Here is a 19282-nt window from a genome sequence, read left to right as displayed (position 1 = left end):
GAGTGAGGCATCTCCATTTTGGAGATAGTCCTGACTCTGTTTTGCCCATATATATCAGTGGCATGTATAGCAAGTAAGCTCGCCCGTATGATGACAACTTAAACATTCGGCTCTATTGTCGTATTCCTTATGCATTTTATGGCATTTATAACACTCTACATCAGCATCATGGTTTTCATTGGGGCGAACATGGGGATTGGCATAACCGCCATCTTTCTTAGGCAGTACGGTGCTGTCTGCCGTAAGAGCGGCTATCTCTTCATAGGAACCATGGCACTGGAAGCACATCTCTTTGGGCATTCTTACGGTGATATTGCCGGGGACTGTTGTGGCGCCTTGATGGGCTTCCTGGAGGGTTTCCAAGCCATGACAGTCCACACAGTTTTGTCCTTCCTGAGCATGAGCCGAGATGGTAAGCTTGGTGTTCTGCATAGATTCTACATTGCTGGCATGGCAGAGAGCGCAGTCCATATCCGGTGTCCACCAATCCTTGGTGTCCGTCGCCGGTGCAGTGGGTTCTCCTGTGGTCGGTGGTGTTGGAGTCTGTGCGGTATCCGTGGTTTGGGGAGGAGTATCCGCAGTGTTTGAACATCCGGCAATCACGCCGATAGCCAGAAACATGATGATAAGTGCCATCATCCGTAATCGATTCTGTCTTTTCAGTTTAACCACTCCTTAGGAATGAAGATTTTCTTTTGGCTACAATATTGGGCAATATTCCAGCTCTGCCTTGATCGCGATTCCTTTGCTGATCACAAAGGAAGTCTGAAAAGACAAGAAATCATCTTTGGTTACATACAATTCCTGCCTGCCCTCAGGCACTTCTAATACGGCCACCCCATTGGCATCGGTGGTTGCTTTGTATAAGCCCAGCATCACATAGGCTTTAGCAATGGGGGTTTGCTCATATTTGTCGAGGACCTCAATCATGACTTGATGTTCAGAGGGCTTGGTGGTACGGCATAAAAAGGTCTCCGGCTGAGCGTGGTGTTGAATCTCCAGTTCCTGTGTGCAGCATTGGATCACCCATTTATGGAGGGTTTCTTCTTCTGGGGAACTGAGCTCTTGTTCTGTCCAATAGACTCCATTGGTCTGGGGCAATACTGCTTCCCCCAAATGTCCGTAAACCACACGATGATTGTCATCCTCGATGACTAAAGGAAGGCCCGCCAGAGAGCAACCGGCAGAGCATTTGGCGCCAATACTGACTTTGAAGGTTTCACCCTGAGGGACCGGGGAGGGCACCCCCCAGACGTTTAAGGTGATCCGATGGGGTTTTACTATAAAGGACAATTGCCCGGAACTTCCCGCAAAAGAAGTGCCTTCCTTTTCTTGATTGGAAAAGAGCACGGTCCAAGTGTATTCGCCAGGGTCTTGGGGCGCTGGCAGTGAAAATTCATGGGTATCATTGCTTATTCCGTCAAGAACTGCCAACTCAGTTTCAGCTACACTATGATTAAAAAGATCCATGACCTGAATCCTGCAACCTAAAAGGTCGTCATGAGCCTCGCTGATCACCCTGACTTGCAGCCATAGCTCCTTTCCCGCATCTACTTCTTCAGGGCGGAGATTCAGGATTTCAATCCGGGTCTGCCGTTTTGTCTCAGCTTGTGTATAGTCTCCCATTGCACCATTCTCCTTGATGATAAAGTCGAGTCAGGAAAGAGGGCCGGAAGCTTTGGCCCTCATCCCTTTGATTATTTTAAGCTTATGACCACGGGGTCTGTCCGGCGGCATTCTTACCTGCCACCCGTCCGCAGACGATACATTCGGTCAAATTGCCGCCGGCTTGATAAGTAAACTTAAAGACTGAAGATATTTCACCGGCTGTGTAAAGTCTTGGTATGGGCTTGGCATTCCAATCAAGGGCCTCCCGCTTGGCATTGGCATCAATACCACCCTTAGTGTTTGGTCCTCCCGGATACAGCTTCATAGCATAGAAAGGCGGTTTCTCAACGGGACCCATGGTGGCAGGAGTTCTGCCAAAGTCTTTATCTACACCGACAGCACAGTATTCATTAAATTTCTTCACATTGTCGATCAGAGTTTGCGTATCAATAAGCTCACGGTTTTCCGGATCGGCTTTGATCTTGGCCGCTAATTCTTCAAGGGTATCGGCTTTAAGGATCCAGCCCCGTTGGATGGCATCTAAATTATCCTTACTCCAAGGCAGGAAGCCATAACCCACGGTTGAGCCGCTGGTTCCTACCACCGGACTGGAGGTTCTGCGGGTTTCATCAAAGATGATCCAGCTGGGAATCCGGGGGTAGTTCATGGTTAAGAGATCATAATGGACAGCTTCTTTATAGAATTGATAACGATAGGGGCGTGTGGAATCGGTGATGATGTGTTCATCAGTATAGCGCTTGCCGAAGTTATCGACGATGACACTGTTCTTCGAAGAGGTTACGCTGGTGTTGGAACCCATTTTGAGGCCTTTTTCATCCCAATTCTTCCCGTGGGGGAAGGCTGACTCAATCCGAGAGGCTGCTTTAGCCACTTTGACCAAACCGGCGCCCACCAGGATAGCCATTTCAATGCCGTCACCCGTATTATCCGGTGATCCGTAAAATCCCCACCCTGTTACTCCGGGACCTTCCAGGAAAGCTCTGCGCATGGGGAGATTATATTCATATCCGCCACTGGACAGCACGACTGCCCTTTTCGCCTTAACTTTGATTTCCTTATCGCCTTGGGTAGCGATAACCCCACGGATTTCACCGTTCTCCCCTTGAATTAACCTTTTGGCCGGGGTACTGAATAAAATCTGAATTTCCGGACGTTTTCCTTTGATTCCCTCTTCAACAAGGGCCCAATAGAATGCTTCCCCTGCGGATTTCTGCTCTTTGGGCTGCTCATAGGCCGGGACATTGTCATCAGCATTCTGAAAATCCTTATAGCGGGTATTAATGGTTTTGCCGTATTTGGCTTCCTTAAACTTCGGGAACATCGGGAAGGATGCCTCCCCTCCGGGTGCCATGCCGGCGGGATCGAGGTCAGGAGCCTGGGTCATCAGGAAGTTTTCTACATCCATAATACCGTCGGCAAACATTTCCGCCATTTCAGCGGATACATGTTCCTGCTCGCCTTCGTTCTTCCAAGGAATATTTTCCCCGCTCATCATAGCTTTGATATACTCAACCCGGGCTCCCCTATCGCCCATTGGATCAGGGTTATGCCATACGCCGCCGCTCATTCTCGTATTGGGGTAATGAGTCTTTTCTGCCTGCTTTTCGATAACGAGAACTTTGGCGCCGGCATCGTGAGCTTCAATGGCTGCCGATGCACCTGCGCCCCCCAGACCAATGATGACGACATCGGCTTCATAATCCCAGGTTTGCTCAACCGGAGGCGGAGCCTCCGCCTTGGCGGCACTGTCTGAACAACCGGCTAACAGACCGGTGCCGAGAACAGCTCCTCCGGCCAAAATACCGGTGTTGCGCAAAAAATCTCTCCGGGATAAACTTTTTTCTTCAGTAGCCGTTTTTTTCTCAACCATGGTTTTTCTCTCCTTTTCCTTATTCGGTTTAGTTCCATCTTAAACCCCATTTCTTTAAGACATCACCTCCACTCGGCATCTTAATGTGTTAGTGATAATAATCTCTTCAATTATCATTAATTTACAATTTAGTATAATTTTATATGATTATCCTTCAAAAACCCAAATACTATGTTATAATAGTAACAAGCTCACCTGCCAAATAGAAGTTACAGATTGCTTAAAGTGTCTCAAGTTTCCCGTAGAAATCATAATAAGGAGCAACAAGTGATGCAAGAGTACCATGAAGTACAGTGGCGCATTTTTCACACTCTTGGTTGTCTTCTCGAAAAAACCAACCTTGATTCTATTAGCACTAAACAGCTCTGCGAAGAGAGCCATGTATCCCGTCAGACGTTTTACCGCTATTTTCACGATAAGTATTCTGTTGTTAACTGGCATTTTGATCTTTTAGCTGAAGATACTCTCCTGCAAATCGGCCGTACCCTGACCTGGCTGCAAGCCCATATTAAATTATTTGCCGAACTGTATAAAGAACGCTCCGTGTATGTTTATGCTGCCCATTCTGAGGACTACAATGCCATCGGCAAATATGCCTATCGCCGCTCAAGGGACATCTATACCGGAACGCTGACTAACTACATAAAGCTTTCACCCACGAAAGCCTTGCTTTTTCAAATTGATGCGGCAGCCTTGCTTACCTCACAATGTATGTTTATCTGGGGGGAGAAAGGTATGAGAGAGCCCCCTGAGGAGTTGGCGGCCTTGATGGATACTGTCCTTCCACCGGAGCTGAAGGGAATTTTCGATCATAACCTGCCCTCACCTGGTCTTTCACATAATCCTTTGACAAAAATAGAAATGTGCCAAAGAGCCCATTGATAATCCCATAACAGCAAAAGCAGCACCGGCAGTTCATGAACAGCTTTTGAACTCATCGGTGCTTTTTTAAATCTTCTTTCTTAAGTAAAAATCACTTTCCTATAGAGTGCAAAATTCCAAAGTGTTGCCGCGGCCATCATCATAAATTTAGCCCAAAAGTCGCTCACTCCCCAGCTTACCAAAAGTGCGATCAGCCAAGTGGTAAAAACCATATTGAACAGGATCAGGGAGATATATAAGACAAAACTGCGGCTTACCCTGGTACTGCTGCGAAAGGACCAATTCCGGTTCATTAAGAAATTGACTCCGGTGGCAATTCCCATGGCGAGAATATTTGCCGATGCCAGATCGAAACCGACGCCCCGCCGTAAGCCAAGGAATAGGAGCAGTTCCAAAAGGGCTGTGGAACCGCCGACAATGACGTATTTGAAAAATATGATATTCCCCTCCCCAGCCTCAGTCCGGAAATTCCAGTTTACTGGATTTTTCTGCGGATCGTTTTGAGTACACTTTTTTTCTGTTCGGAGATGATATAGCGGGGTCTTCCTTTGACTTCATCATAGATTTTTGAGATATAGATGCCGATAATGCCAAGACTGATCATGACACAACTGCCGATGCCCAGGATCAGAATGATCACTGTGGTAAACCCTGTAAAGGCCTGACCGCTGAACTTCATATACAGAGTCTGCCCTACTAGGACCACATCGAAAAGCAGCAGCCCGATCCCCAGTCCGGTGATGATTTGCAAAGGCATGGCACTGAAGGAAGTAATGGAATCAATAGCCAGCTTAAACAAGCTTGGCAAGGACCACTTGGATTTCCCTTCCCTTCGCTCCTGAACCGGAAAAGGAATCTGGATTCGTTTATACCCCAGCCAAGCCGACATGCCGCGGAAAAAGGTATCCTTTTCTTTAAGGGTTTTCCAAGTCTCCACTACTTTCTGGTCTAAGAGTTTAAAATCCGAGGCATTGGTTAGATTAATGCCAGTAGCTTTATTAAACAGTCTGTAATAGGTCAAGGCGGCTATTTTTCCCCACATCGTTTCCCTGCCCCGGGTGGCTTTGATTCCTTCAACCACTTCATACCCTTCATCCCGCCAGAGGCGGATCATTTCCGGAATGTATTCAGGAGGGTGCTGAAGATCCGCATCAAGGATCACACAGGCATCTCCTGTGGCGGTCTCCAGTCCGGCACATAAAGCAGCCTCTTTGCCAAAGTTCCTGCTGAATTTGAGAAGGAGTACATTATTAAAATCCTCGGCTAATCGCTGCAGCTCTGACCATGAACCATCCGTTGACCCATCGTCAATGATGATCAGCTGATGCTTGATCTTGGCACCTAATAAAATTGAACGGATTCTTTGGACATTGACATAGATTTGCTTTTCCTCGTTGTATACAGGTAGGATGATGGAAATCAATGAACTGCCCCCAAAATTATCGTATTGAGCAGGTCGAAAATTGCCCTAATTAAATTATTGACGCATTGCTTGCTTTTTTAAACAATTCCTTTAATTGGAGTGATACTTTGGTTAAGAATCTACGTGCTTATTGGCAAGCCAGAGCCAGTTTATTAAGGAGAGAGTGGCTGATGCTCCTTGTTTTCCTTTTCGCTATGCTCTGGATTCATCGTTACATTTTCCTTTATGCTGATGATTTATACTACAGCCGGGATGCTCAATACGGGCTGAATTACCTTCCCGAAGCTCTCCTGGATGAACTGAACTCCAATGGGCGGGTCTGGATCGGCGGCGCAATGGTTCTGGCCCTTAAACCCCAGATAGAGTTTTTCCGCATTCTCAATCCTCTTATCTTGATGCTGACAGTCTACATCCTGGCCAAAATGGCTGCTTTCTCCTATTCCTCGCGCCAGGGAAAAAAGGGCAATCCTGCTTTGGGGCTTGCCCTGCTCTGTGCTTCCTTGTTCTTTCTCTTGTTGCCTCTGAAGATTGCTCATACGACCATTTATTATGCTGCCTGTGCCTTTAATTATCTCTATCCCATGGCCCTTGTTCTGGTCTATGCCTATCTGCTCTACACCCGGATAAGTTCCGGGAGTAGAGGTGAAAAAGTTTTGCTGCTGATTCTGGCCTTTTTTGTCGGCTCCTCCACGCAGCAGGCGGGAATGATCGGCATCGGCTTTACAATAATGATCTCTCTCTATCTTTCTTTGATCCGCAGAAAGTTACCCTTCAGAACCTTTCTTCCCCTTTACGGAGTCATGTTATTAGGATATACACTGATCATCTATGGCTCTTTAAAGCGTTTGCTCTGGGAGAAGACGGCCGGTAATGAGGTTGTGCTTATGGACGTCATAACCGAGCTGATCAAGACGAATATTTTCTCTTTACCTGCGGCTCCTTTCGTGCTGCTCATCAGCCTTAGCTGTATTTTTTGGCTTGTTCTCTTTTCCCGTCCCGGCTCCCTGGCCGATGATTGTCCTGCCATAGCGGCAACCCTCTCCTCTTCGGAATGGTCAAGAGCCGCTGCACCTGAATTTGAGGACGGCAGACCTCTGGGCCGAAAACAACGCCTGTTTAATCGGGCCTTTGCTGTTCTTCTCGGTGTGGCTCTCATAGGGTATATATACTTTCTTCTGTACAAAAATATCCCCTTTGAACTTACTCATGAGAATCTTCGTTCCTTTTCTGGGTTAAGCGTAATCGCTTTTGTTTTTCTCTACCTTTCTGCCTTAGTCTATCTATCTGTGGTCCTGCTGATGAAAAAGAATGCTCCTTTCCTGTTTTTCAACACCATTAATGCCCTAGGGGCCCAGATCATGCTGATCGTTGTGGATGCGCGTTTTGCGGCAGCCTATAAGGTCATGTTTCCCTCTTTGCTCCTCTTAAGTGTCTTTATCTTCTATTCAGTCCTTGCTTTTCGTCAGAATATCCTTTATTTAGTTTTGGCTTGCTTTTTGGTTGCTTTAAGTCTTCAGCAAAAAGCCCTTATCCTTGTCGGCGTTGTGTGCCTTGGACTATCCCTCATTCATTGCCTCTACTCGATTTATCATGAAAGGGAGTCTCAGCGCAGGCTGAAACTTATGCAAACCAGTCTGGGTGTATTTTTCTGCTTTATCTCGGTCCTGGTTTTTGGCGCTACCCTCCAGGGCTACTATCAAGCATCCATCCCGCAGAATTATAATCTGGAGGCCATCAAAGAATACCACGAGGCAGAAAAAAAAGGAGGCCTCCTCCTGAAAAAGGTGCCTCCAAGTTATTATGGTTATGGTCTGGGGAATTGGAATGATATGCCCTACTTTATGAAAGAATGCTATGGCATTAAAGAGGATACGCCTATAGATTATATCGACTGAGCAGCTACTTTGACAAATCCTTTAGCTTTTCATACAAGCTCTTCATTTCCGGGCTGATCGAGGTCGGGTTGATGATTCGTACTTTGATATAGAGGTCTCCCCGGGTCCCCTTACGATCGATATATCCTTTGCCAGCGATGCGAATCTTACTATCCGTCTGTATTCCTGGGGGTATTCTGACTTTGATGGTGGAATCCAGGGTTTTCACGGTTACTTCCGATCCTAAAGCAGCATCCCAAGGGAGCACATCCACTGTGGTGGTAAGATTAATTCCTTCCTGAATATAGTTTCTATGGGGATGTAAGCGAATAGTGAGATATAAATCCCCGTTTTCTCCGCCGTTAATCCCTTGCTCACCTTGTCCTTTAAGCCGGATCTTTTCTCCTTCGTTAATCCCCTTGGGAATTTTCACAGAGAGACTTTTCTGTCCATTCCTGCCTCTTAGAGAGAGCTGTTTTTCCGCGCCATGAAAGCCTTCTTCCAATGTGATGTGCAGCTCCGACTCAATATCCTCCCCGGGATAGGCAAATTGGGAACGTGCTCCCCGGGTGCGGGGACCTTTTTGACCAAAGAAGCCGTCCAAACCGCCTTCGCCAAAAAAGAGGTTGAAGAAATCGCTGTAATCACCTGCTCCGGCAGTCTTAAATTCAAACTGGCCATTCCCGAACCCAAATTGGGAGGGGTCAAAATTATAGCCGTTATGGTAGTTGAATTCATTGCCAAAGTTGTCGTATTTCTCCCGTTTTTCAGGATCCCCCAGAACTTCGTAGGCTTCATTGATCTCCTTATACTTTTCCTCAGCTTCCTTGTTGCCCGGATTAATGTCCGGGTGATATTTTTTGGTCAGGCCTCGATAGGCCTTTTTGATTTCCTCAAGGGTCGCCTTTTTATCTACACCGAGAATTTGATAATAATCCTTATATTGCAAGGGACATCCCCTCCCTTCATCTCCTAGTTTTATAGTTTCTTTCCCTGGGTATTCATCAACAGGGTTCAATCCATAATATGGTGAGGAGAGGAACTGTGCATCCCCTCTTACCGTATCTATTCTTGACCTTCTTTGACATTAGTATAACTTTTTCACCCAAAAAATTCAATATTAATTTGACCAAATCTGACCTTTGACTTTGACAAATGTTTTGGCACTTTGACCATTTTTAAAATCCGGCCGCAGCTGGCCTGCCTTAAATCTCAATCTCAGTTGAAAAAGCAACGACCGCCTCCCCTGTTATCTGAACAAGTACGGGTTTATTGTTTTCTTTCTTCACATGTACACGCATAGTTCCATCTCTTTGAATTGCCTCACCCTGCATTATTGTAAACTCAAAGGCATCACTGCTTTCCAGATTCCTGCAAATTCCATAATGAACCAAATAAATGCCAAGGGGTCCATTTGCATTTCCAGTAACCGGATCTTCTGCGACGCCAATTGCAGGGGCGAACATTCTTCCGTGAACCAAAACTTCATCTTGAGGATTCAGCGTAAATACATAATAACCGTTGCATCCGATTTCCTCGCTTATGGCGGACAGCTTGGCAAGATTCGGCTGCAGACTATGCAGTTGACTATTGGATTTGAGCCCGACCATTACCTTGGCGTGACCAGCGGAGGCGATAGCTACCGGGCAATGTTCATGGAGATCACAAACGCTTATCCCCAGGGCATCTGCAATCCATTCGACCACTTCAGAACGAAACGGTTTTCCGACCTCGGGAGTTCCCTGTGTCATCACAATAGAATAATTGCTATTCTCCTGAATAATGTCAACAGGCAAAATTCCCGCTTTAGTCTTCTGCATCACTCGTCCTGAAACGGCGTCTCCTTCAACTGCCCGGACATAATGTGCAGCAATTGTTGCATGCCCACAAAGAGGAACCTCCGTTGTCGGCGTAAAGAACCTTACTTCCACATCATAGTCCGGTGATGTGGATGAAAAAATAAAAGCTGTCTCTGAGTTGTTTAGTTCTCGGGCAATTCTCTGCATCTGTTCTTCCGTTAGTCCATCAGCATTGGGGACAACGCCGGCCGGATTTCCGTGAAATCTTTGCCGTGTAAATGAATCGACCTGATAGATTCTATATTTTTTCATAATGATCAGTCACCTTTCGCTCGCTTAAGGCATAAAACATAATGGAATACTTTGGCTTTGAACGAATTTTTTATGTAACATAATCCAAACCCTTCGCCAGCAGATTTTACCTGTTGATGAAGGGTTTGGATTATGTGCGTTTAGACATAATAGTGAGATCCAAACGGGCCTTCCACTCGTTTTGGGCCCAAAAGGCAACCCCTTTTTCATTCTCCCGAAAAACAAAGATGTGACATTTATCGATACCTTCAGCCTTGAGGTTTTCCAGGCTTATATCAACCAACCGCTTGCCAATTCCCTGCAAGCGCCGGTCACTTCTGACCGCCAGGTGATGGAGATAGCCACGGCGGCTGTCATGCCCGCATAACACAGCACCCAGGATTTCCCCATCCTTTTCCGCAACTGAGCTCAGGTACGGGTTTCTAGCCAGGAAACGCCTGATGTTCTCCCGGGAATCCGTCTCACTGAGTCCAATTCCCTCGGTGTTTTGCCAAAGTTCGATGACTGCATCATAATCTTCTATCACCAAAGCTCTGATGGCTGCCGGTTTGGATTCTCCAGACTTCACGCTATCCCCCGCCTGCTTCCATGCCTTATTGATCACAATTTCCCCGGTTTCCGTTTGAAGTTCTTCATTGGTTTTTCTGAACCCATGCTTTCTATAAAAACCTCTGGCAGCAGAATTTTTGCTGTAGACCCCCACAGTAAGGTGTCCTTTTTCTTCCTGAGCCCGTTGGATGAGCTGGGTACCCGCACCCTTTCCCTGCTGGGAAGGTTCAACAAATAATCCACCTATATATTGGTCAAGCAAAGAGATAAAGCCAATCACCTTGCCCTCTTCCTCTGCGACCCAAGTCTCAGCCAGGGGAAGGTATTGATCCCTTATCGTCGTTTTTTCCGCTTCCCATATCTCTTTAGGGATGAAATCATGGGCTATGATGCTGGCTTTATACCAGATTTCAACGATTGAATCCCTGTCCTTTGGTTCAAACTTTCTAATCTTCATTGTACATTTCTTCACTTCACATTCATTCTTGTCATGGCCCTTAAATTTTGATAAAGAAGTAAACGATCATGAGGATTTCCACACCAAGCTTGATGATTGTTCCTCCCAAAAGACCTGTCAGAGTGCCAAAGCCTACGCGAATGGCTTGGCTGAGCTCTGTTTTGCGCAGCAATTCCGCCCCCATCGCGCCCAAAAAAGGGCCGACAAGGATGCCCAGGGGACCAAAAAAGAGTCCCACGATCATCCCAACGGCTGCTCCCCAGCCCGCTTGTTTGCTTCCCCCGAAATGACGTGTTCCTGCGGCGGTAGCCAGGTAATCCACCAGAAAAATAAAGGCAAACACCAGGCCCTGAATAAGGTAAAAGTTAAAATCCAGGGTGGCGAATTCCGTCATCAGCCCATAAATCAACATACCGCCGTAGATAAGAACAGCCCCCGGCAAAATAGGAAGAACAGTGCCCAATAAACCTATGATAAACAGCAGAACAGCAATGATCAATGCCACTGTGCTCAATCCAATTCCTCCCTCAAACTACCCGCATGGAACGAGACTTCTTCGTGATAAAAATCATCTGAATCTGAATCTGAATCTGAATCCCAATTAGCTTTAGTCCCCGAATTCGATCCCCATGCTGCGGGCGGCATTTAAGACAGGATCGTCAGGTTCCACCTGCTTCAGCTTGTGAACGGCTTCTGCCATTGGCACTCTGACGATGTCTTGCCCCTGCAGGGCGACCATCATGCCAAAATCACCAGCCAAAGCGGCTTCAACGGCAGCCACCCCATAGCGTGTGGACAGCACCCGATCCACAGCGATGGGAGACCCTCCCCGCTGCAAATGTCCCAGCACAGTCACCCTGGTCTCCATATCGGTGACCTTCTCTAAATCCGCCGCCAGCTTTGCACCGATTCCTCCTAATTTAATGGGATCTGTTCTCCCTGACATAGTGCGTTCCACAACCATGTCTCCGCCCAGGGGTTTAGCCCCTTCAGCCACCACAATGATGCTGAAGTGCTTGCCTAAACGGGCCCGTCTCTGGACAGCTTCAGCGATACTCTCCAGCTGATAAGGAATTTCCGGGATTAAGATGACATCCGCTCCCCCTGCCACTCCGGCATAGAGGGCGATCCAACCGGCGTAGCGTCCCATGACCTCTAAGATCATAATGCGGTGGTGGGATTCAGCCGTGGTGTGGAGCCGGTCCAAAGCGTCCTGGGCAGTAGCCACAGCAGTCTGAAAGCCAAAGGTTAAATCCGTGCACATCAGATCATTATCGATGGTTTTGGGAACACCCACCACCTTAAGCCCTTGCTTAGCAAATTCCCAAGCGATGCTTAAGCTCCCATCACCCCCAATCGCAATCAGGGCATCAATTCCTTCCGCTTTAAATCTGTCCAGCACTTCAGCGGAACGATCCTGAACCTGCCGTTCTTCCCCGACTTGTGTAGGATAGGCAAAGGGATTATCCCGGTTGGTGGTGCCCAGAATCGTTCCTCCCCGGGGTAAGATCCCGGAGACATCCTTAAGCTCTAAGGGACGGAAATCCCCTTCCACAGCTCCCCGAAAACCATCTTGAATTCCCACCACCGCTATACCGCGATGACAAGCTGTTTTTACAGCGGCACGAATCACCGCATTCAACCCCGGGCAGTCTCCGCCCCCGGTCAAGATCGCCAGCTTCCTGATTTCAGATTGACCATCCCGCTGCTCTCCTTTGATTGGTTCCATCTTATGTTCCCCACTCTCTTCTTTTTTCAGGTTTATCCTTCCAGTCCTTCAAATTGCATTCTATAGTAATGGGCATATATGCCTTCTATTTCCAGGAGCTCCTGATGATTTCCTCTTTCTTTAATGCCCTCATCAGTGATCACGATAATTTCATCGGCATTGCGAATGGTGCTCAGACGGTGGGCGATCACAATCGTGGTCCGGTTCTGGGCCAGCTCCTCCAGAGATTTTTGAATATAGCGCTCACTCTCATTGTCCAAAGCTGAAGTGGCTTCATCCAGAATCAATATGGGAGGATTCTTCAAGAAAACCCGGGCAATGGACAGGCGCTGTTTCTGACCGCCGGAAAGCCGTACTCCCCGCTCACCCACATAGGTGTCATACCCCTCTTCAAGAGAACTGATAAACTCATGGATATTGGCTTTTTTCGCTGCCTCAATGATTTCTTCATCGGTAGCTCCCGCTTTGCCATAGGCGATGTTTTGCTTAATGCTGCCATCAAACAGATAGACATCCTGCTGGACCACCCCAATGGCATTGCGCAGGGAGGCCAGGGTTACCTTGCGGATATCCTGACCATCGATGGTGATGGTTCCGGAAGTCACCTCGTAAAATCTTGGCAGCAAGGAGCAGAGGGTGGTTTTGCCGCCGCCGGAAGGGCCTACCAAAGCGATGGTTTCCCCTGCTTTGATCTTCAAGCTGACCTGATCGAGAACATGGGATTCCTCCTCATCATAGCCAAAAGAGACACTCTGATACTCAATATCCCCTTTGATCTGGGTTAAAGGTTTTGCCCCAGGTTCATCTTTAATATCCGGATGGGTCTCCAGAACCTCGACAAAACGCTTAAAGCCTGCATAACCCTTTTGGAATTGTTCCGTAAAGTTGATCAACACATCAATCGGATTAATGAAGATATTGATGTAAAGAATATACACCGCCAGATCAGAAGGTCTTAAAGTCCCATTGGCAATATGAATGCCCCCTGTGACGACCACTACGATGTAGAGCAGCCCTTCAAAGAAAGAGTTCCAGGCGTGGAACCCGCCCATGACCTTATAGGCTCCTGTTTTTGATTCCAGGAAAGCCTCATTGCTGTGGGCAAATTTCTTCTTCTCGATCCCTTCATTGGCAAAGGATTGGACTACCCGGATTCCTGCCAGACTATCTTGAACACTGGAATTCACCTTGGCGATTTTGACACGGTTATCACTGAAGATAGGCTGCATTACTTTATTCTTATAGAGGCTGAAAACAATAATCACCAGGGTTACAATCGAAAGGGCCAGCGTCATTTGCACATTCAAAGTCATTAAGATCACAAAAGAGCCGACAATCTTTAAGATCGATATAAAGAGATTCTCCGGTCCGTGGTGTGCTAACTCGGAGATATCGAATAAATCCGCAACCAGCCGGGACATCAGCTCTCCCGTATTCCGTTTGTCATAATAGGAAAAGGATAATTTCTGCAGATGGGTAAACAGATCCCGCCGCATATCTGTTTCCATTTTGGCACCCATGATATGTCCGTAGGAAACGATAAAGTACTGACAAAAATACTTAATGATGTACATAGCCAGCAGGGCTATACCTACCACCATGATTGTGTTCAGAATAGCTTCCCGCCCCTGGATAAATACACGGTTGATTAAATAGCTCAGAATCATGGGAAAGGATAAATCAATAGCGGATACGATGATCGCACACAGCATATCCGTGTAAAAAAGCAGACGGTAGGGTTTGTAGTAACTGATAAAACGCTTTAAAATATTCACTTCGAACTCCACTCTTTCTGGTCATAGTCATCATATCTTGGCAAAAATTCTGGTACAGTTCGCCCGGTCTGGCGATAAACCGCCAAAACCTTTGGCATAATTATCCTAGCACAAAAACCTCCAATTACCAATGATACATAGTATCATTCCGAAATTTTATATGTAGTTCAACCTTTCCAGAAATTCCTTCACTAAGCGGTTGTATTCCTCAGGCTGACACAGATTCGTCGGATCAAGGGCATGGGGAACGATTGCCAGGGAGGACTGGGGAATCTCCTTCATAGCACTCTTCATCCAGCCTACCCCTACTTTATTTTCCTCTCCGACAATTCCCAAGGCAGGGCAGCTCACTTGCTTAAGATAGGGAGTAAACTTAATTCGATTCATCGCCAAAAGCTGAAGCAGAAATTCTGTCCGGCGCATGCCCCGGACAAAGTTCACCACATGGTCCCGGGCATAAGGCCATGGTTTGTATTGATGTCTCATCATCGCAATCAGTACAGGTTTGGGGAGGTAAACACCCCATAGCCCTAAATATTCCACCAACATAAGCAGGGCTTCCCTGAAACTGCTTATTCGGGTATCCCCCAGAGCATCCCCAATGATCAACCCGGAAACCTTCTCCGGATAACGCAACACAAAATTAAAGCAGAAAACACCCCCATAGGATGTACCCGCCAAAACGGTTTGCTCTATGCCTAATTGCTCCATTAAGGCCGCCAGATCCTGACACTGGATGTCCAGGATTTTGTGGATAGGGCCGGTGAGCTTGCTGGAGCGGGCATTGCCCCGCAGCTCCGGGCAAATGACCCGGTGAGTCCGGCTGAAAAACTCAATCTGCGGGTCGTGGAAGCTCAGGTCAGCCCCCAGTCCATGAATAAAGACCAGGGGCTTACCTGCTCCACGATCCAAGTAATGTAGCTTTCCATCGGCGAGAGTTGCATTTGGCATTGACTTACCTCATTCAACAAATAGGATCGATTTTATGAATAGGATTTACTTTAGGGAGAATTCAGGCTGTCTTATCTTCTTGCCGATCCAAATTTCGCAATCCAGGCATGAGGGCTGGCAGCACTGCGATTCCCATGATCAGTATTCCCGAGATAAGAAACCAACGATTCACCCCTAGTGTATCCGCAAACAAAGCGGATAACACCAGGCCGAGAGGCATAGCTACGGAAACAACGCTGCCTAATAAAGCGAAGACTCGTCCCAGATATTCCGGGCTGATCTTTTCTTGAAATAAAGCCGTTTGTACTCCGCTATAAAAGGGGGCGGAAAAGCCCATGAGAGTCGAGCACAAAACAAAGACGGCATAGCCCTTCACCGGCAACACTCCTGATACCATGAGACTGACTCCCATCAGCAAAATGGAAGCGGCAAGGCTCATAACACGGTTCTTGAAGCCTCCCCAGACTCCCAGGACCAGTCCTCCCACCAGCATCCCTGCCGCAAAGACGATCTCCACGAGGGAAGCATGGAAGGTGGTTCCGCCAAAATATTTCATACTCATCAGGGGAAATAAGGCATTGATGGGCATAAAGAAGAGCATATACAAGGCCCCCACCCATAGAAGGGCAAACAAGCCCTTATTTGAGCGAAGCGCTGAATACCCCTCTTTCATCTCCAGCATTAGATTTCCCTGAGCTGCGCTCTCCCCGGCCTCTAACCTGGGAATAAACACAAACGCCGTAAGGATGCTGGCCAAAACAGCTCCCGCCACATCCACAAGGATGATGGAGTTAAGATCCCAGACAGCATAGAGAAGAGCCGCCAGGGCGGGTCCCAGTATATAGCTGGCAGACTGAATGGACTGAGTATAGCCGGCACATTTTGTCAATTGATCCTCCGGGACCAAAAGCGGTGTCACCGCATTCAGGGCTGGAGAATGGAAGGCGGTACCCACACTGCGCAGGAATAAAACCACCATAATCAGCCACACGGGCAGTTCCATGGCCAGGGAAGCCAGGGCCAGCATCAGGCCTACGGCGGCAATCAGAAGGTCGGCGCCGATCATGACATATTTACGATGATAGCGATCGACCAACACCCCGATGAAAGGCCCTAAAATCGCCTGAGGCAGAAATCCCACCAAAGTCGCTATGGACAGAACCATAGCTGAGCCGGTCTCTTCGGTAAGGTGCCAAATGATGGCCATTTGCAGGACGGCGCTGGTGATCAGGGATACGGCCTGACCTGCCCATAGAGTATAGAAGCTGCGCTGCCAGTGTTCAGTTTTTATAAGCATAGTCTTTCTCCTTTTAATTCATAGCTTTTAATTCATAACTTAACCTCAATCTTTCTTCCTGTGATAAACAAAAAACAGACCTCCGTCCAAAATCGGACTTCAGTCTGCAGGCTTCACCGCGCTATAAAGACACCATCAGAAAATCGGCAAACTCCTGGGAGTTTCCCTTTCCTTTACCATGTCTTCATTCGCCGATAAGCACAACAAAAAGAGCCCCATTCTGGAATGGGATCATGTCTTTTGCCGCTTACTTACCGAATACGAACGGAATACAACATGGTTCAGGTATCCTCCTTTTAATCAACAGTACCTTTTGTTGAAAAGTACGTTTTATTATAACATCAAGGATGTGTTTGCTCAATAGAAACTTTGAGCAAACAATTCCCTCATGACACAAGGCCTCCGGGAAAAAAGCGATGCTCTCGTCAGCCAACCTCATCTTCGCAGCTCTTTGGAGGATAAATTATGTAAGTATTCTTCAACAACCAGTTCTGTATTTTCAGAAATAGATTTTGTGCCATCAATATGTATGACAGGACACACAAGAGTTTTTGCCCATTGCTCAGTTCTTGATAGAGGCCGTGATGCCACAAAGTCAACAAACTTTAAGTGCTGCTCGTACATATCACCGCCTTCACAGATACGTTCTCCATGCTGTTCATAAGCTCTTTGCTTTATGCGTTCAACACGAGTTTCAAGTGGTGCTGATATAAATACAGCAAAGTTATACCTCGATGAAATTTCCTCACCAAAATCACCAACGACGGCAGAAACAACAAATGAACCACTTTTCTCGATATCGGCAAGCATTAAATTTAAACGGTCCTCACGTGTGCGCTCTACTGTGTATGGAATTTCTGATTTTATAAAGTGATAATCTTCAATATCCATATACTTAAAATTCAAAATACGCGCCAGCTCTCGTCCCAGAGTGGATTTTCCGCTGCCGTTTGATCCAAAAACAATTATGCCTCTCGACATCCTTACACCTTCCAATTTACATAAATAGTCTAAAGGACAAAACCTACCGAAAATTTCCGGTTTATCTACATGATAAATAAACTTTGACTCCATAATATCGTTAAAGAAAAGACATAGCAATTCCTTGGTGAAAAGCTATGTCTTTTTTGTAAAGATGGTGGAAAAAAGATTTCTTATCTTTCACCAGAGCGAGCGCCAAGTTATCAAAATAAATCAGATTCTTCGCAGGTATTCCAATGATATGACTACTGCTTTAGACCAAAAGAACATCCGCATTTATGATTGCCCTAAAAACAATCATAAACCTTATATTAGTTTAATTCATACATATCCTTTGCTTTTGGAAACTTTTTTAGCATAATGTCATTTGCGGCTTTAACTTTTTTAAGGTACTCGGCATAAGCGGGACTGAGTATTTTCATGTTAGCTATTAAAACTTCCTGATAGCCACTTTCTTTTTGAAAATTCAACATATACCTTTGAAATTTGCCTGCTTCGGAATTTTGATACTCATCAGAACTTTTAAATTCAATATACTGTTCAATTTCTTCCCGATTGCGTTCTAAGTAACCGTCTGTATCAGCAAGCATTTCATGCATTTTTCCGTTTGTTTCTTCCTCAATCTTTGCCGCATCTATCTTTTCACTGGCATTGAAAAGCGCCTCCAGAAATTCAGAAAGTTCCGCAGGCAAATACAGATCCACACGATCAAGATACTGTACAATAGCATCATAGGCATATTTTTTTTCATCCGTGTCAATTGTTCCATTCAAGAATCTGCCAAAATGCATAGATACATAAAGGCCATAGTTTCCGGGGAAAGCAAAAACCAATTTTTCTTTTATGGTGTATAAGTACTCATCAAGCGTTTGCAGGTAGTCAAATTCACGATTTATATCGTAATTAGCAATCAGGCTATCCATACACTTTTGTATATCATTCAAACGCTGCATACGTAATTCCGTGATATATTTGCACTTGGCTAAAGCCGCGGGTTTATTTGAGCTGGTTAGTATCTCTGCAATATCGGCAATGCTGACGCCACATTTTCTAAGCACGGAGATCTCTTTCAGTACAGCTATATCAGCATCGCTGTAATCCCTGTATCCGTTTTCGAGTATCTGCGGATGTATCAGGTTTTTAGATTCGTAATATTCTATTGCTTTTTTGGTTAGCTTGCACTTCTCACAAACTTCTTTTATCTGCATAATCTTTCCTCCTAACACAATTCTAATTGCTCTCAAAATTATCTTAAGCCAGCCCCCAAGGGGGTAGTCAAGTGTTTTCTGATATTTGTTTGTGAGTGCAATAAAACGATACTTTCTGTTTTATGATTTGGTTTTATTCTCCACCGCTAATCCGCGGGCAATATAACAATTATCAATCTCCTCATAATTTGGTGCCTGACATGGGTCTGATCGTTCGCAATTCGGTATTGGAGATTTTCTTATCGATGTAAACCGTATCGGCAATCCTATGGAAGAATAAAAATTCTTTGTGTTCTGTACTTGAAAATGGAGATGCGGCTCACTTGTGTTGCCTGAATTACCGCAGCGGGCGATTGTATCACCACGCCGCACCTGCTGTCCGACCTGAACAGCGGCGCTACTCCTGAATGTTTTTCCTTGTAGGTTTGAGTCCTATCAGAGTGAAGCTATACCCCAATAAATCTACGAAAAAAGAACTTCCACTTTTCATCGTGGAAGCCCTCGAAAGGCTTGGATTTACTGGCTTTGTAAGCAATAAATCTTTTT

The 19282-nt window shown here is 46.2% G+C and carries 18 protein-coding genes; 2 read left to right on the top strand and 16 right to left on the bottom strand.

What is annotated here, in order from left to right; translation table 11 throughout:
- Positions 1 to 54: 54 nt before the first annotated feature.
- From DHAF_RS12590 to DHAF_RS12580, 3 genes are all read right to left on the bottom strand, one after another.
- Entirely contained in the window at positions 55 to 639 is a 585-nt protein-coding gene (locus tag DHAF_RS12590; protein ID WP_005816603.1) for a cytochrome c3 family protein, read from the bottom strand.
- A 60-nt stretch (positions 640 to 699) separates the two neighbouring features.
- A complete protein-coding gene (locus DHAF_RS12585) occupies positions 700 to 1626 on the bottom strand; it encodes a hypothetical protein (protein ID WP_005816605.1) in 927 nt (308 codons plus the stop codon).
- Between the two features lie 82 nt (positions 1627 to 1708).
- Entirely contained in the window at positions 1709 to 3499 is a 1791-nt protein-coding gene (locus tag DHAF_RS12580; RefSeq protein ID WP_015944082.1) for an FAD-dependent oxidoreductase, read from the bottom strand.
- 270 nt (positions 3500 to 3769) lie between these two features.
- Between DHAF_RS12580 and DHAF_RS12575 the strand changes: the two genes are divergently transcribed.
- A complete protein-coding gene (locus DHAF_RS12575; protein ID WP_005816608.1) occupies positions 3770 to 4381 on the top strand; it encodes a TetR/AcrR family transcriptional regulator in 612 nt (203 codons plus the stop codon).
- Positions 4382 to 4461: 80 nt separating this feature from the next.
- Here the strand turns inward: DHAF_RS12575 and DHAF_RS12570 are convergent, their stop codons facing one another.
- Together DHAF_RS12570 and DHAF_RS12565 are read right to left on the bottom strand one after the other, a co-directional pair.
- Positions 4462 to 4800 (bottom strand): GtrA family protein, encoded by a 339-nt coding sequence (locus tag DHAF_RS12570; RefSeq protein WP_080510896.1) that lies wholly within the window; start codon positions 4798 to 4800, stop codon positions 4462 to 4464.
- Between the two features lie 56 nt (positions 4801 to 4856).
- A complete protein-coding gene (locus DHAF_RS12565) occupies positions 4857 to 5804 on the bottom strand; it encodes a glycosyltransferase family 2 protein (RefSeq protein ID WP_005816612.1) in 948 nt (315 codons plus the stop codon).
- Positions 5805 to 5911: 107 nt separating this feature from the next.
- Between DHAF_RS12565 and DHAF_RS12560 the strand changes: the two genes are divergently transcribed.
- Positions 5912 to 7699 (top strand): DUF6056 family protein, encoded by a 1788-nt coding sequence (locus tag DHAF_RS12560; RefSeq protein ID WP_035214600.1) that lies wholly within the window; start codon positions 5912 to 5914, stop codon positions 7697 to 7699.
- A gap of 4 nt (positions 7700 to 7703) precedes the next feature.
- Here the strand turns inward: DHAF_RS12560 and DHAF_RS12555 are convergent, their stop codons facing one another.
- From DHAF_RS12555 to DHAF_RS25140, 11 genes are all read right to left on the bottom strand, one after another.
- On the bottom strand, positions 7704 to 8627 hold the full coding sequence (locus tag DHAF_RS12555; protein WP_011459679.1) for a DnaJ C-terminal domain-containing protein: 924 nt from the start codon (positions 8625 to 8627) through the stop codon (positions 7704 to 7706).
- 256 nt (positions 8628 to 8883) lie between these two features.
- Entirely contained in the window at positions 8884 to 9792 is a 909-nt protein-coding gene (locus DHAF_RS12550; RefSeq protein ID WP_338009699.1) for a PhzF family isomerase, read from the bottom strand.
- A gap of 127 nt (positions 9793 to 9919) precedes the next feature.
- Positions 9920 to 10795, bottom strand: a complete 876-nt coding sequence (locus DHAF_RS12545) for an N-acetyltransferase (RefSeq protein WP_005816620.1) — start codon at positions 10793 to 10795, stop codon at positions 9920 to 9922.
- Positions 10796 to 10835: 40 nt separating this feature from the next.
- On the bottom strand, positions 10836 to 11309 hold the full coding sequence (locus tag DHAF_RS12540) for a DUF456 domain-containing protein (RefSeq protein ID WP_015944081.1): 474 nt from the start codon (positions 11307 to 11309) through the stop codon (positions 10836 to 10838).
- 93 nt (positions 11310 to 11402) lie between these two features.
- Entirely contained in the window at positions 11403 to 12524 is a 1122-nt protein-coding gene (locus DHAF_RS12535) for a 6-phosphofructokinase (protein WP_005816624.1), read from the bottom strand.
- Between the two features lie 32 nt (positions 12525 to 12556).
- Entirely contained in the window at positions 12557 to 14299 is a 1743-nt protein-coding gene (locus DHAF_RS12530; protein ID WP_011459675.1) for an ABC transporter ATP-binding protein, read from the bottom strand.
- A gap of 156 nt (positions 14300 to 14455) precedes the next feature.
- Positions 14456 to 15250, bottom strand: coding sequence for an alpha/beta fold hydrolase (locus DHAF_RS12525; protein WP_011459674.1), 795 nt, complete (start codon positions 15248 to 15250; stop codon positions 14456 to 14458).
- A 61-nt stretch (positions 15251 to 15311) separates the two neighbouring features.
- A complete protein-coding gene (locus DHAF_RS12520) occupies positions 15312 to 16547 on the bottom strand; it encodes an MFS transporter (RefSeq protein WP_015944080.1) in 1236 nt (411 codons plus the stop codon).
- 435 nt (positions 16548 to 16982) lie between these two features.
- Positions 16983 to 17528: an AAA family ATPase gene (locus DHAF_RS12510; RefSeq protein ID WP_015944079.1), complete on the bottom strand. Its 546-nt coding sequence runs from the start codon at positions 17526 to 17528 to the stop codon at positions 16983 to 16985.
- A 311-nt stretch (positions 17529 to 17839) separates the two neighbouring features.
- Entirely contained in the window at positions 17840 to 18736 is an 897-nt protein-coding gene (locus DHAF_RS12505) for a MerR family transcriptional regulator (protein WP_005816639.1), read from the bottom strand.
- 120 nt (positions 18737 to 18856) lie between these two features.
- Positions 18857 to 19108: a M23 family metallopeptidase gene (locus tag DHAF_RS25140; protein WP_005816641.1), complete on the bottom strand. Its 252-nt coding sequence runs from the start codon at positions 19106 to 19108 to the stop codon at positions 18857 to 18859.
- Between the last annotated feature and the right edge of the window lie 174 nt (positions 19109 to 19282).

Source organism: Desulfitobacterium hafniense DCB-2 (assembly GCF_000021925.1).
Classification (GTDB): Bacteria; Bacillota; Desulfitobacteriia; order Desulfitobacteriales; family Desulfitobacteriaceae; genus Desulfitobacterium; species Desulfitobacterium hafniense.
The sequence above is the reverse complement of the archived record's forward strand: the minus strand, read 5'-3'. Positions and strand labels throughout refer to the sequence as shown.

Excerpts from the sequence above, each read along its gene's own strand:
- DHAF_RS12590 (WP_005816603.1), bottom strand. The coding sequence starts at position 639 with ATGATGGCACTTATCATCATGTTTCTGGCTATCGGCGTGATTGCCGGA.
- DHAF_RS12585 (WP_005816605.1), bottom strand. The coding sequence starts at position 1,626 with ATGGGAGACTATACACAAGCTGAGACAAAACGGCAGACCCGGATTGAA.
- DHAF_RS12580 (WP_015944082.1), bottom strand. The coding sequence starts at position 3,499 with ATGGTTGAGAAAAAAACGGCTACTGAAGAAAAAAGTTTATCCCGGAGA.
- DHAF_RS12575 (WP_005816608.1), top strand. The coding sequence starts at position 3,770 with ATGCAAGAGTACCATGAAGTACAGTGGCGCATTTTTCACACTCTTGGT.
- DHAF_RS12545 (WP_005816620.1), bottom strand. The coding sequence starts at position 10,795 with ATGAAGATTAGAAAGTTTGAACCAAAGGACAGGGATTCAATCGTTGAA.
- DHAF_RS12535 (WP_005816624.1), bottom strand. The coding sequence starts at position 12,524 with ATGGAACCAATCAAAGGAGAGCAGCGGGATGGTCAATCTGAAATCAGG.
- DHAF_RS12525 (WP_011459674.1), bottom strand. The coding sequence starts at position 15,250 with ATGCCAAATGCAACTCTCGCCGATGGAAAGCTACATTACTTGGATCGT.
- DHAF_RS12520 (WP_015944080.1), bottom strand. The coding sequence starts at position 16,547 with ATGCTTATAAAAACTGAACACTGGCAGCGCAGCTTCTATACTCTATGG.
- DHAF_RS12510 (WP_015944079.1), bottom strand. The coding sequence starts at position 17,528 with ATGTCGAGAGGCATAATTGTTTTTGGATCAAACGGCAGCGGAAAATCC.
- DHAF_RS12505 (WP_005816639.1), bottom strand. The coding sequence starts at position 18,736 with ATGCAGATAAAAGAAGTTTGTGAGAAGTGCAAGCTAACCAAAAAAGCA.